This is a genomic window from Massilia terrae, from assembly GCF_024753145.1.
In the GTDB taxonomy this organism is placed as follows: domain Bacteria; phylum Pseudomonadota; class Gammaproteobacteria; order Burkholderiales; family Burkholderiaceae_D; genus Telluria; species Telluria terrae.
The window spans coordinates 190,424-204,424 of the sequence record NZ_JANUGU010000006.1; the positions used below are offsets into that span (position 1 = coordinate 190,424).

6 protein-coding genes are annotated in these 14,001 nt (G+C 65.5%); 5 read left to right on the forward strand and 1 reads right to left on the reverse strand.

Annotated features, from left to right (window positions below):
• Positions 1-99: 99 nt before the first annotated feature.
• Positions 100-2,451: a Tex family protein gene (locus tag NX778_RS17575; RefSeq protein ID WP_258813078.1), complete on the reverse strand. Its 2,352-nt coding sequence runs from the start codon at positions 2,449-2,451 to the stop codon at positions 100-102.
• Positions 2,452-2,797: 346 nt separating this feature from the next.
• On the opposite strand from NX778_RS17575, the gene NX778_RS17580 reads away from it, so the two are divergent.
• The 5 genes from NX778_RS17580 (at position 2,798) to NX778_RS17600 (ending at position 13,975) form a co-directional block, all read left to right on the forward strand.
• A complete protein-coding gene (locus tag NX778_RS17580; protein WP_258813079.1) occupies positions 2,798-5,908 on the forward strand; it encodes a DEAD/DEAH box helicase in 3,111 nt (1,036 codons plus the stop codon).
• A 395-nt stretch (positions 5,909-6,303) separates the two neighbouring features.
• Entirely contained in the window at positions 6,304-7,371 is a 1,068-nt protein-coding gene (locus tag NX778_RS17585) for a PAS domain-containing sensor histidine kinase (protein WP_258813080.1), read from the forward strand.
• A gap of 81 nt (positions 7,372-7,452) precedes the next feature.
• Positions 7,453-8,133 (forward strand): response regulator transcription factor, encoded by a 681-nt coding sequence (locus tag NX778_RS17590; RefSeq protein ID WP_258813081.1) that lies wholly within the window; start codon positions 7,453-7,455, stop codon positions 8,131-8,133.
• Between the two features lie 136 nt (positions 8,134-8,269).
• Complete coding sequence (locus tag NX778_RS17595) at positions 8,270-8,983, forward strand: transposase (protein WP_258813082.1); 714 nt, start codon at positions 8,270-8,272, stop codon at positions 8,981-8,983.
• A gap of 285 nt (positions 8,984-9,268) precedes the next feature.
• Entirely contained in the window at positions 9,269-13,975 is a 4,707-nt protein-coding gene (locus NX778_RS17600) for a glutamate synthase-related protein (protein WP_258813083.1), read from the forward strand.
• Positions 13,976-14,001: the final 26 nt, after the last annotated feature.

The window sequence follows — 14,001 nt, forward strand, 5'->3', positions numbered from 1 at the left end:
TCCATAGACCGTTCGCGCCGCCGCAGAGCGTTCGACGCCGAAGGCGGAGCTAACTCAGCATGGGTCCCGGCCTGCGCCGGGACGACGGCTTTCTGCTAGCTACTTCCGCAGCTTGGCGAAAGCCGCCGCCATCGCGCCGCCGGCCGGCGCCGCTTTTTCCTGCTGGCGCTGATGCTGCCCCAGCCGCTTGGCGTCGTTGCGATCCGCGCGCTGCTCCGGGCGCGAACCCGGCTGCGGCGCGCTGTCCGACAGCCGCATGGTCAGCGCGATGCGTTTGCGCTTGACGTCCACTTCCAGCACCTTCACCTTCACCACCTGGCCGGCCTTGACCACCGTGTGCGGGTCCTTCACGAAGCTGTTCGACAGTGCCGAGATGTGCACCAGCCCGTCCTGGTGCACGCCGATGTCCACGAAAGCGCCGAACGCGGCGACGTTGGTCACCACGCCTTCCAGGATCATGTCGGCCTTCAGGTCGCTGATCTCCTCCACGCCTTCCTTGAAAGTGGCGGTGGTGAATTCGGGCCGCGGGTCGCGGCCCGGTTTCTCCAGCTCTTTCAGGATGTCGGTCACGGTCGGCACGCCGAAGCGCTCGTCCGCGTACTTGGCCGGATTCAGCGCCTTGAGCAGCTTGCCCTCGCCGATCACGCCCTTGATGTCGCGCTGGATGTCGGCCAGGATCTTCTCGACCACCGGATATGATTCCGGGTGCACCGCCGACGCATCCAGCGGGTTCTCGCCGCCCATGATGCGGAGAAAACCGGCGGCCTGTTCGAAGGTCTTGTCGCCCAGCCGCGGCACGCTCTTGAGCGCCGCGCGCGAGGCAAACGCGCCCTTCATGTCGCGGTAGGCCACGATGCTTTGCGCAACCGACGCCGACAGGCCCGACACGCGTGCCAGCAGCGGCGCCGAGGCCGTGTTCACGTCGACCCCGACGGCGTTCACGCAGTCCTCGACCACCGCATCGAGCGAGCGCGCGAGCTGGGTCTGCGATACGTCGTGCTGGTACTGGCCGACGCCGATCGACTTCGGATCGATCTTCACCAGCTCCGCCAGCGGGTCCTGCAAACGCCGCGCGATCGACACCGCGCCGCGCAGCGACACGTCCAGTTCCGGCAGCTCGCGCGATGCGAACTCCGACGCCGAGTACACCGATGCCCCGGCTTCCGACACGACGATCTTGGTCAGCTTCAGTTCCGGCCGCAGCTTGATCAGGTCCTGCGCCAGCTTGTCGGTCTCGCGCGATGCGGTGCCGTTGCCGATCGAGACCAGCGACACATTGTGCTTCGCGGCCAGCGCGCCCAGCACGTGCAGCGCGCCGTCCCAGTCGTTGCGCGGCTGGTGCGGGTAGATGGTCGCGGTGTCGACCACCTTGCCGGTGGCATCGACCACCGCGACTTTCACGCCGGTGCGCAGGCCCGGGTCCAGGCCCATGGTCGCGCGCGGGCCGGCCGGCGCGGCCAGCAGCAGGTCCTTCAGGTTGCGCGCGAAGACGCCGATCGCATCCAGCTCCGCGCGCTCGCGCAGGGCGCCCATCAGCTCGGTCTCCAGGTGCATGAAGCTCTTTACGCGCCAGGTCCAGCGCACGGTGTCGAGCAGCCATTTGTCGGCCGGACGGCCCGCGCCCCTGATGCCGAAGTGCGCGGCGATGCGGCTCTCGCAGGGATTGTGCGGCGCGTCCCACTTCGGCTTTTCCGCTTCGCTGTCAAGCCGCAGCGTCACGTCCAGCATGCCTTCGCGGCGGCCGCGCATCAGCGCCAGCGCGCGGTGCGAGGGCAGGTTTGCCAAGGGCTCGGAGTAATCGAAGTAGTCGGCGAATTTCTCGCCTTCGTCCTGCTTGCCTTCGACGACCTTGGACTCGACCACGCCGTGGTCCTGCACGTATTCGCGCAGCGACTGCAGCAGGCTCGCGTCTTCGGCGAAGCGCTCCATCAGGATCTGGCGTGCGCCGTCCAGCGCGGCCTTGGTGTCCGCCACGCCCGGGTTGCTGGCGCCGTCCGCCGTGGTGAAGGCTTCGCGCAGATACTGGGCCGCTTCCGTTTCCGGGTTCAGCGCGGGATCGGCCAGCAGGCTCTCGGCCAGCGGCGCGAGCCCGGCTTCGATCGCGATCTGGGCCTTGGTGCGGCGCTTCTGCTTGTACGGCAGGTACAGGTCTTCGAGGCGCGTCTTGTCCTCGGCGTGAGTGACCGCGTCGAGCAGCTCCGGCGTCATCTTGCCCTGCTCGGTGATCGAGGAAAGGATCGCGGCGCGGCGGTCTTCCAGTTCGCGCAGGTAGCGCAGGCGTTCTTCGAGCAGGCGCAGCTGGATGTCGTCGAGGCCGCCGGTGGCTTCCTTGCGGTAGCGGGCGATGAAGGGGACGGTGGCGCCTTCGTCCAGCAGGGCGACGGCGGCGGCGACTTGCGCCGGTTTGGCCGACAGTTCGACGGCAAGACGTTGTTCGATGGATGGCAGCATTGGTGCAAGCGAAACGTGGTGAAGCGGCCAATGATACGCATTCGTCCGTGACGCGCCAGTCTTGACAGGCGGCCGCTGTCGTGCAAACGCTTGCCCGCTTGGCAAAACCAAAGCTTGTGCTTGATCACATCGGCGCGAGAACCGAAAATCATGCGAACCGGCTGAACAGCCGCGTGTCGAATCGTCCGTGAAACCGGGCCGGGCTTGCCGATTTGGCCTGTCGCCCCCATGTGATATTTCACACGAAAAAGTTTTCTAGGATACGTGCGATTCCGAACAAAACAGAAGCGTCCGTATGAAGGATAATAGCGTTCGTTGCACTTTTTGATACAGACTCCAGGGACCCATGCACACAGTTGATTTTCAACGCGACGGCTCCAGCGACGCAGTAGCCCCCGCCCGCGCTCCCGCGCGCTCGCCGGCACTGCCCGCGCCCGTGACGAGCTGGCTGCAACGGGTCGAGGCGGCGGCGCATCCGCGCCCCAAGCTGACCGCCGAAGTGACGGACCCCAAAGCTGTCCAGTTCAAATTCGTGTACGTGATGGCGCCCACCAGCGGCGGCCGCCACGTTGCCATCTGCCTCTGCAAAGCCAAGCTGCGCCCGAACGGCGAAGTGGCCTCGGCCAGCCCGGTGAGCGAAGTGTTCTCCCTGCTGTCGGCGCCGCCGGCCTATCTCGAAGGCGTTGACGAAGACCTGGTCCGTTTCTTCATCGCCATGCGCAGCGGTTCCTCGCAAGGCACCAGCGCCACCGAGCCCAAGGGCAAGGTCGGCGCCATCCTGTTGCAGATGTTGCTGGAGCAAGAAAAGTTGCTGTGGGCTAATTCCTGGCAGGACATGGCCAATGGCCTCGTCTATCCGCTGCAGGCCGGCCCCCAGCGCCAGGCCAACCTGGCGTGGCGCGACGAAGGGCGCATTGCCAAGCTCGGCTGGTCGGTGGAACCGGCGGGCAAGGGCGTCAGCCATCCCGGGGCCGACCAGATCGACTACATGCTGCCGACCGATCCGCCGTGGTACGTGGACAACCTGTCCTGCGGCCCGCTGGACCTGAACCGCGGCGGCATCGAGATTTCGCTGGCGGAACTGCAAGCCCTGGTGGCGCAGGCGCCGGCGCTGGGCGGCACCGATAAAAAGCGCGTGTCGCAACTGCTGCTGGCGCACGGCCTGCAACAGCTGATGCCGCTGCCGCAGCCGCTCACCCAGCGCGTGCGCAACGACGTCAAGCCGGTGCCCGCGCTGCTGCTCGACTCGGTGCAACTGCCGGACATCAACGGCCAGCGCTGGCACGACTTCGCCGTGCTGTCCTACGACTACGACGGCCAGCGCGTGTCCTTCGACCCGGCCCAGCGCGTGGTGCGCCAGGTCGGCGAAATCACCGAGGTCATCGAGCGCGACCAGGCCGACGAAGCCGCCGCGCTGGCCAAGCTGGGGGAGCTGGGCTTCCGCAAGCCGGGCACGGCGCCGCTGAACGGCGTGGTGGGCGCGCAACAGCTGGAAAGCCAGGCCCACTGGCTGCGTTTCGCCGAGGACGATCTCGACGCGCTGATCGACGCCGGCTGGCATTTGCAGAAGTCGCCCCGCTACCGCTACGACGTGGTGCCGGTGGAAGACTGGTACGCGGAGATCGACGAGCCGGAAGAAGCCGGCAAGGCCTGGTTCGAGCTGGAGCTGGGCATTGTCGTCAACGGCAAGCGCGTCCCGCTGCTGCCTGTGCTGGTGCAATTGATCCGCAGCGCGCCGACCGATTTCAATCCGGAAGTGCTGGCCGCCCACGCCGAGGACGACCAGATGCTGGCCACGCTGAAGGACGGCCTGCGCGTGGCGCTGCCCTGGGGCCGCATCAAGCCCATCCTGGCTACGCTGGGCGAACTCTATTTCAACGAAAAGATCAAAGACAAGGTGCGCCTGTCCACGCTGGACGCGGCACGCCTGGAAGACCTGGCCCGTGGCCTGGAGCTGCGCTGGTTCGGCGGCGAGCAGCTGCGCGAAACCGGCCGCAAGCTGGCCAGCTTCGGCTCGGTGAAGAAAGTCGCCGCGCCGGAGGGCCTGCGCGCCACCCTGCGCGACTACCAGCTGGATGGCTTGTCGTGGATGCAGTTCCTGCGTGAGTACGACCTCGGCGGCATCCTCGCCGACGACATGGGCCTGGGCAAGACGGTGCAGACCCTGGCCCACATCCTGACCGAGAAGGAAGCGGGTCGCCTGACCAGCCCGGCACTGGTGATCGCGCCGACCAGCCTGATGACCAACTGGGTCGAGGAAGCCAGCCGCTTCACGCCCGGCCTCAAGGTGCTGCTGCTGCAGGGCAAGGAGCGGATGGAACTGTTCGACCAGATCGAGCAGGCCGACCTGGTGCTCACCACCTATGCCTTGCTGCCGCGCGACGAGGAAAAGCTGCGCGAGCACCACTACCACCTGGTGATCCTCGACGAGTCGCACTACATCAAGAACACCCGTTCGAAGGCCGCGCAAACGGCCGGTTCGCTCGACGCGCGCCACCGCCTGTGCCTGACCGGCACGCCGCTCGAGAACCACCTGGGCGAGCTGTGGTCGCAGTTCCACTTCCTGCTGCCGGGGCTGCTGGGCGACGAGAAGACCTTCAACACCCAGTTCCGTCATCCGATCGAGCGCCAGGACGACCCGGTGCGCCGCGGCTTGCTGAACCGCCGCATCCGTCCCTTCCTGCTGCGCCGTACCAAGGACAATGTCGCCAAGGAACTGCCGGAAAAGACCGAGATGGTGCGCAAGGTCGAACTCACCGGCGCCCAGCGCGACCTGTACGAGACCGTGCGCCTGGCGATGGACAAGAAGGTGCGCGAGGAAATCGACCGCAAGGGCGTGGCGCGCAGCCAGATCGTCATCCTGGAAGCGCTGCTGAAGCTGCGCCAGGTCTGCTGCGACCCGCGCCTGGTCAAGGCCTTGCCGGCCAAGAAGCAGCCGGTGTCGGCCAAGCTGACCGACCTGATGCAGATGATCGACGACTTGTTGGAAGAAGGCCGCAAGATCCTCGTGTTCTCGCAATTCACCAGCATGCTCGGCCTCATTGAGGAAGAGCTCGATGCGCGCAACATTCCCTACGCGCTGCTGACCGGCGAAACCCGCGACCGTTCGGCGCAGGTGGCGGCCTTCCAGCAGGGCGCGGTGCCGATCTTCCTGATCAGCCTCAAGGCGGGCGGCGTCGGCCTGAACCTGACCGCGGCCGACACGGTCATCCACTACGACCCGTGGTGGAACCCGGCCGCCGAGAACCAGGCCACCGACCGTGCCTGGCGCATCGGGCAGGACAAGCCCGTGTTCGTCTACAAGCTGATCGCCAAGGGCACGCTGGAAGAGAAGATCCAGCAGTTGCAGCAGAAGAAGTCCGAACTGGCCCAGTCCATCCTGGCCGAAGGCGAATCGCAGAAAATGGCGCTAACGCAGGAAGACCTGCAAGCCATCTTCGCGCCGCTGGAAGACTGATCCTTCCTTCCGGCAGCTTCCTGCCTCAGACAGAACGTCGTTTCCGGCACTGCCGGAAACGACTTCCCGCGAAGGCGGGAACCCCATTTCCCCCGCACTCCGCCAAATCCAAACCTAGCGGCCGGCGAAAGAAATGGGGTTCCCGCCTCCGCGGGAACAAAGAGCAACGCTCACGATTAACGCATGCAGTGCATTTTTATGCGCGGCGCATGCTCTCCGCCTTCACTTTCCCGTAAATCTGTCCTTTCGGTCCCGGCAAGACAAGCATGTCTATACAAAGTGACCATCCGCCCATATACTGAAAGCTCCTTTCTCACCAAAACTATCGGACGCGACCAATGACAGGTAGTGCCAGCATCGACCGACCCAGCCCAGCGCCGGCGCGGCCCGATGACATGGCAGCGTTCCGCGCGATCGCCGAGCTGGCCGGCGACACCGCCTTCATCATTGATTGCCGCGACCGCGCGCTCACCTATCTTTCTGCTGGCGCTGGTCAACTGCTCGGCTACGGCGAGCAAGAACTCTCGCAACAATTGTTGAACCCCGACGCCGATGGCCCGCTGGCCGCGCTGTGCGCCGGCATGGACGCGCGCCTGCGACGTTTCGCCGATGGGGATCGCAGCCGCCTGCACGTGATCCGCGACATCGAGCTCACACGTCCGGATGGCTCCAGCATTCCACTGCAGCTGAGTTCCACCCTGGTGTTGGACCAGGCCGGCACCGCCGTCGCGCTGGCCGGCGTCATCCGCGACCGCTCCGCCGAGCGCGCCATCCAGGCCGAGCAGCAGCGTTTCGCGCGCATGCTCAACCATGAGTTCCGCACCCCGCTGGCCGTGATCGATGGCGCGATCCAGCGCCTGGAAGCGACCAGCGCCATGGCCGACGAGGCCGTCCGCCAGCGCTACCGCAAGATCGGCAGCGCGGTCGACCGCCTGATCGGCATGCTCGACGAGTATCTGTCGCCCGAACGCATGGCCGAACTCGGCCGCGCGCGCGCGCCGAACGGCGTCGATCCCCGCATCTTGCTGGAAGAGGCTGCCGACCAGGCGCGCGCCGCCGGCCGCCCAGTCAAGCTGGACCTGGACGGCCTGCCGCCGAGCCTGCGCGGCGATCCGCAAGGCCTGCGTCTGGCCTTGAAAGTGCTGGTCGACAATGCGCTGGCGTTTTCGCCGCCTGGCAGCGGGGTCGAACTGACCGGCCGCGGCGTCGCCAACGGCATCGACATTCGCGTGCGCGACCATGGCGCCGGTGTGCCGCCGGGCGAATCGCTGCGAATTTTCGATAAGACTTTCCGGGGAAGCAATGCCGTCGGTTTGCCCGGCAGCGGCCTCGGTCTTTACATGGCGCGCGCCGTTTTGGAGGTCCACGGCGGCACCCTGGAGTTGCTCGACCAGCAAGGGGACGGCGCCATGTTCAAAATCTGGTTGCCAACACAAATTAACCGCGGGAAAGTTGTTGCCTGAACCGAGCCCAGCAGTGATAATCAGTCCGATAGGCCGGGGTAGGCGACGTGCCCACACCATAACGAAAACAATGGCCAGACCATGACGCAGATCCTGATTGTTGAAGACAACGGCGAGTATGCCGGCGACATGGCCGAGTTTTTGAAAGAGCTCGACCACGAAGTATCAGTAGCAACAACCGCCAGCGACATGTGGGCGGCATTGACGAGGACGCCGACCGCGGTGGTGGTGCTCGACCTTGGCCTGCCCGACGAGGACGGATTCAATGTCATCCCGCGCATGCGCCAGCTGTATCCGGAGATCGGGCTGCTGGTGTTGACCGGCCGGGTCGCGTTCGACAATCGCATCCTCGGCCTGCGCCTGGGCGCCGACCATTATCTGACCAAGCCCATCAAGTTCCCGGAACTGGCCGCGCACATCGAGGCGCTGGACCGCCGCGTGCGCCCGCAGGAGCCGGCGCCGACACCGAGCAAGTGGGTGCTCCGCGTCAGCGCCCGCCAGCTTGAGCTGATGGGCAAGGTGATCGACCTGACCGAGAAAGAGTGCAATTTCCTGCACCTGCTTACCATCAACACCCGGCCGGTGCCGCGCCAGGTGATCGTGGCCGGCATGGGCGGCGACGATCCCGAAGCGAGCCGCCGCGTCGACATGCTTGTCTATCGCCTGCGCAAGAAAGCGCGCAGCGGACTGGGCCAGGATCTGCCGCTGCGCAGCGCCTACGGCGAAGGCTACAGCCTGTCGGCCGGGTTCACGCTCTCCTGATCGATCATTCGGGACAGGGTCGCTGAGCGCCTCGTCTGTCATTGGTCGTAATTGGGGACATGGTGGTCTGTCTTGACGGCGGGCAGCCAAATAATCGGGGACATGGTGAATCGTAACCGTGTACAATTGCCGCACCATGGCCCGCCAGTCCCGACTCATCCTTCCTCACCAGCCGCACCACGTCCTTCATCGCGGCAACGATAACCAGCTGATCTTCCGCGACGACGAGGACCATGAGCGCTTGCTCGGCTGGCTGAAGGAGGCTTCCCGCTTCTATAGCGTGGCGATCCATGCCTACGCGCTGATGCCGACCCACCTGCACCTGCTGGCCACGCCCGGCGACGACACCGGGCTGGCCCTGATGATGCAGAAGCTCGGCCGCTTGTACGTGCCTTGGTTCAACCAGAAATACCAGCGCAGCGGCAGCCTGTTCCAGGGGCGGTTCCGGACCTCGCTGGTCGAAACGGACAAGTATTTCCTCGCCTGCAGCCGCTTCATCGAGCTCAACCCCGTGCGGTCGCAACTGGCGGCCGAGCCTGGCGATTACCCTTGGTCCAGCTACCGGCATCACGCCGGGCTGCGCGTAGACACGGTAGTGAGCGATCACTCGCTCTACTGGGCGCTGGGCAATACGCCGTTCCAGCGCGAGGCGGCGTACACGGAATTCGTCGCCCAGGGCATCCCGGACGCGGAGCTCAAGGGCATCAATGACGCCGTCATGAAAGGGTGGCCGCTGGCCACCGACGCCTTCAAGGCCGACCTGGAGCGCAAGACCAGCCGCCAGATCCTGCCGGCCAAGCGCGGCCGGCCCTTCAAGAAGCCGCTGCCGCCGGCGCCGAAATCAGCCTGATTTCTCGTTAATACAACAACATACTCCATCTCGTCGCCGCGAAAGCGGGGGCCCATTTTGCACGCCCATCGCTTTTGCTGGTGCTTGCCATGATGCGAGCAAAGGGGGTTCCCGCTTGCGCGGGAGCGACGTTCCTGCTTCCGCATTTACTGTGTCCCCATTTATTTTGAAAAGAAAATACTTGTCAATTAATTCCACTCCGACCCTAATTGTTCTTGTTGATCTTCCTGCTGCGTTGCAGTATCGTCGGCCTTCATCCCGTCAAAAAAGCTGTTGGAGAAGCTCATGATTGCCCAAGGTTTGTACGATCCCGTCAACGAACACGATGCCTGCGGCGTCGGTTTCGTCGCCCATATCAAGGGCAACAAGAGTCATTCGATTATCGAGCAGGGTCTGCTGATCCTGAAGAACCTGGACCACCGGGGTGCGGTCGGCGCGGATGCGCTGATGGGCGACGGTGCCGGCATCCTGATCCAGATCCCGGACCAGTACTACCGCGACGAAATGGCCAGGCAGGGTGTCGAACTGCCGCCGCCGGGTGAATACGGCGTCGGCATGGTGTTCCTGCCGAAGGAGCACGCCTCGCGCATCGCCTGCGAACAGGAGATCGAGCGCGCCGTGCGCATCGAAGGCCAGGTTGTCCTCGGCTGGCGCAACGTGCCGGTCGACGAGACCATGCCGATGTCGCCGACCGTGCGCGCCAAGGAGCCGGTGATCCGCCAGATCTTCATCGGCCGCGGCCCGGACATCATGGTCACCGACGCGCTCGAGCGCAAACTGTACGTGATCCGCAAATCGTCCGGCCACGCGATCCAGGCGCTCAAGCTGTTGCACGGCCAGGAATTCTTCGTGCCGTCGATGTCGGCGCGCACCATCGTCTATAAGGGCCTGCTGCTGGCCGACCAGGTCGGCCTTTACTACAAGGACCTGCAGGATCCGCGCTGCATCTCGGCGCTGGCGCTGGTGCACCAGCGCTTCTCGACCAACACCTTCCCGGAATGGCCGCTGGCCCACCCCTACCGCCTGATCGCCCACAACGGCGAGATCAACACGGTCAAGGGCAACTTCAACTGGACCCGCGCCCGCGAAGGCATGCTCAAGTCGGCCGTGCTGGGCGAGGACCTGCCCAAGCTGTTCCCGCTGATTTACGAAGGCCAGTCCGACACCGCCTGCTTCGACAATGCGCTCGAACTGCTGGTCATGGCCGGATACCCGATCGCCCAGGCGATGATGATGATGATCCCGGAAGCGTGGGAAAACCACACGCTGATGGACGAGAACCGCCGCGCCTTCTACGAATACCACGCCGCCATGATGGAGCCGTGGGACGGCCCGGCCGCGATGGCCTTCACCGACGGCCGCCACATCGGCGGCACCCTCGACCGCAACGGCCTGCGCCCGGCGCGCTACGTGGTCACCGAGGACGACCTGGTGGTGATGGCGTCGGAATCCGGCGTGCTGCCGATCCCCGAATCGAAGATCGTCAAGAAGTGGCGCCTGCAGCCCGGGAAGATGTTCCTCATCGACCTCGAAGCCGGCCGCATCGTCGACGACAAGGAACTGAAGGACACCTACGCCAACGCCAAGCCCTACAAGGCCTGGATCAAGTCGGTGCGCATCAAGCTGGGCGAGGTCAAGCTGCCGGACAACGCCGTGCGTGGCCACGCCCAGGGCGAGAAGGCCGCCGCCTCGCTGCTCGACCGCCAGCAGCTGTTCGGCTACACGCAGGAAGACCTCAAGTTCCTGATGGCGCCGATGGCCGTGCTGGCCGAGGAAGCCACCGGCTCGATGGGCAACGACTCGCCGCTGGCCGTCATGTCCAACAAGCTCAAGCCGCTGTATTCCTACTTCAAGCAGCTGTTCGCGCAGGTGACCAACCCGCCGATCGACCCGATCCGCGAATCGATGGTGATGTCGCTGGTGTCCTTCGTCGGCCCGCGCCCCAACCTGCTGGACACCAACAACGTCAACCCGCCGATGCGCCTCGAAGTCGCGCAGCCGGTGCTGTCGTTCGAAGACATGGCGCGCCTGCGCGGCATCAGCGCCCACACCGGCGGCAAGTTCAAATCGTATGAGCTGAACATCTGCTACCCGGTCGGCTGGGGCAAGGAAGGCATCGAAGCCTCGATCGCCTCGCTGTGCGCGGAAGCCGTGGACGCGGTCAAGTCGGGCCACAACATCCTGATCGTCTCGGACCGCAAGGTCAACGCCGACCAGGTCGCGATCCCGGCGCTGCTGGCCACCTCGGCCATCCACCAGCACCTGGTGCAGCGCGGCCTGCGCGCCTCCACCGGCCTGGTGGTCGAAACCGGTTCGGCCCGCGAGACCCACCACTTCGCCCTGCTGGCCGGCTACGGCGCCGAAGCCGTGCACCCCTACCTGGCGCTGGAGACCCTGGTCGACCTGGCCGCCCACCTGCCGCACGAAATGTCGGGCGAGAAGGCGGTCTACAACTACACCAAGGCGATCGGCAAGGGCCTGATGAAAGTGATGTCCAAGATGGGCATCTCGACCTATATGTCCTACTGCGGCGCGCAGATCTTCGAAGCCGTGGGCCTGAACAAGGAACTGGTCAACAAGTACTTCCGCGGCACCGCGTCGGGCGTCGAAGGCATCAGCCTGTTCGACGTCGCCGAGGAAGCGCTGCGCCTGCACACCCTGGCCTTCGGCAAGGACCCGCTGCTGGCGAACCAGCTGGACGTGGGCGGCGAATACGCCTACCGCGTGCGCGGCGAGGAACACATGTGGACCCCGGACGCGATCGCCAAGCTGCAGCACTCGACCCGCGCCAACAACTTCAACACCTACAAGGAATACGCGCAGATCATCAACGACCAGAGCCGCCGCCACCTGACGCTGCGCGGCCTGTTCGAGTTCAAGATCGATCCGGCCAAGGCGATCCCGCTGGAGGAAGTCGAGCCGGCCAAGGAGATCGTCAAGCGCTTCGCCACCGGCGCGATGTCGCTCGGTTCGATCAGCACCGAAGCCCACGCCACGCTGGCGATCGCGATGAACCGCATCGGCGGCAAGTCGAACACCGGCGAAGGCGGCGAGGACCCGCTGCGCTACCTGAACGAGTTCAAGGGCATCAAGATCAGCAAGGGCGAGTCGCTGGCATCGGTGCTGGGCAAGGACCGCGTGGTGGTCGACCTGCCGCTGGAAGAGGGCGATTCGCTGCGCTCGAAGATCAAGCAGGTGGCCTCGGGCCGCTTCGGCGTCACCGCCGAGTACCTGAACTCGGCCGACCAGATCCAGATCAAGATGGCGCAGGGCGCCAAGCCGGGCGAAGGCGGCCAGCTGCCGGGCCACAAGGTCTCGGAGTACATCGCTTCGCTGCGCTTCTCGGTGCCGGGCGTCGGCCTGATCTCGCCGCCGCCGCACCACGACATCTACTCGATCGAGGACCTGGCGCAGCTGATCCACGACCTGAAGAACGTCAACCCGACCGCATCGATCTCGGTGAAGCTGGTGTCGGAAGTCGGCATCGGCACCGTCGCCGCCGGCGTCTCGAAAGCCAAGGCCGACCACGTCGTGGTGGCCGGCCATGACGGCGGCACCGGCGCCTCGCCGCTGTCGTCGGTGAAGCATGCCGGCACGCCGTGGGAGCTGGGCCTGGCCGAGACCCAGCAGACGCTGGTGCTCAACGGCCTGCGCAGCCGCATCCGCGTGCAGGCCGACGGCCAGATGAAGACCGGCCGCGACGTCGTCATCGCCGCCATGCTGGGCGCCGACGAGATCGGCTTCGCCACCGCGCCGCTGGTGGTCGAGGGCTGCATCATGATGCGCAAGTGCCACCTCAACACCTGCCCGGTCGGCGTCGCCACGCAAGACCCGGTCCTGCGCGCCAAGTTCCAGGGCAAGCCGGAACACGTCGTCAACTACTTCTTCTTCGTCGCCGAAGAAGCGCGCCAGCTGATGGCGCAGCTGGGCATCCGCAGCTACGATGAACTGATCGGCCGCGCCGACCTGCTCGACAAGTCGAAGGCGATCAACCACTGGAAGGCACAGGGCCTGGACTTCTCGAACATCTTCTATCAGCCGAAGAGCGAGCACCGCCACCAGATCTTCCACAGCGATGCGCAGGACCACGGCCTGGACCGCGCCCTGGATCACAAGCTGATCGCGCAAGCCAAGGCCGCGCTGGAGAAGGGCGAGCGCGTCTCGTTCATCTCGCCGGTGCGCAACGTGAACCGCACGGTCGGCACCATGCTGTCGGGCGAAGTCGCCAAGCGCTACGGCCACGCCGGCCTGCCGGAAGACACCATCCACATCCAGCTGCAAGGCACGGCGGGCCAGTCGGCCGCGGCCTTCCTGGCGGGCGGCATCACGCTCGACCTGGTCGGCGAAGGCAACGACTACGTCGGCAAGGGCCTGTCGGGCGGCCGCATCATCGTGCGTCCGAACACCGAGTTCCGCGGCTGGGCGGTCGACAACATCATCTCCGGCAACACCGTGCTGTACGGCGCGATCTCCGGCGAAGCCTTCTTCAACGGCGTGGTCGGCGAGCGTTTCGCGGTGCGTAACTCGGGCGCCACCACGGTGGTGGAAGGCACGGGCGACCACGGCTGCGAATACATGACCGGCGGCACCGTCGTGGTGCTGGGCGAGACCGGCCGCAACTTCGCGGCGGGCATGTCCGGCGGCGTGGCCTTCGTGTACGACCCGAAGAACGAGTTCGCCACCAAGTGCAATACCGCGATGGTGGACCTGGTCCCGGTGCTGCCCGAGAAGGAGCAGAAGGACCGCGCCGGCTGGCACGCCCAGACCCGCGGCGGCGAGCGCGAGGCCGACGAAGTCATCCTGCGCCGCCTGATCGAACGCCACTTCAAGTACACCGGCAGCACCCGCGCACGCAACTTGCTCGACGACTGGGCCAACAGCCGCAGCAAGTTCGTGAAGGTGTTCCCGACCGAGTACAAGCGCGCGCTGGAAGAGATGCACAACAGCAGCATGGAAGAGGCGAACGACGCGGTCGAGCAGGAAGTCGCGTAAGAAAAATTGTGAACGTCATCCCCGCC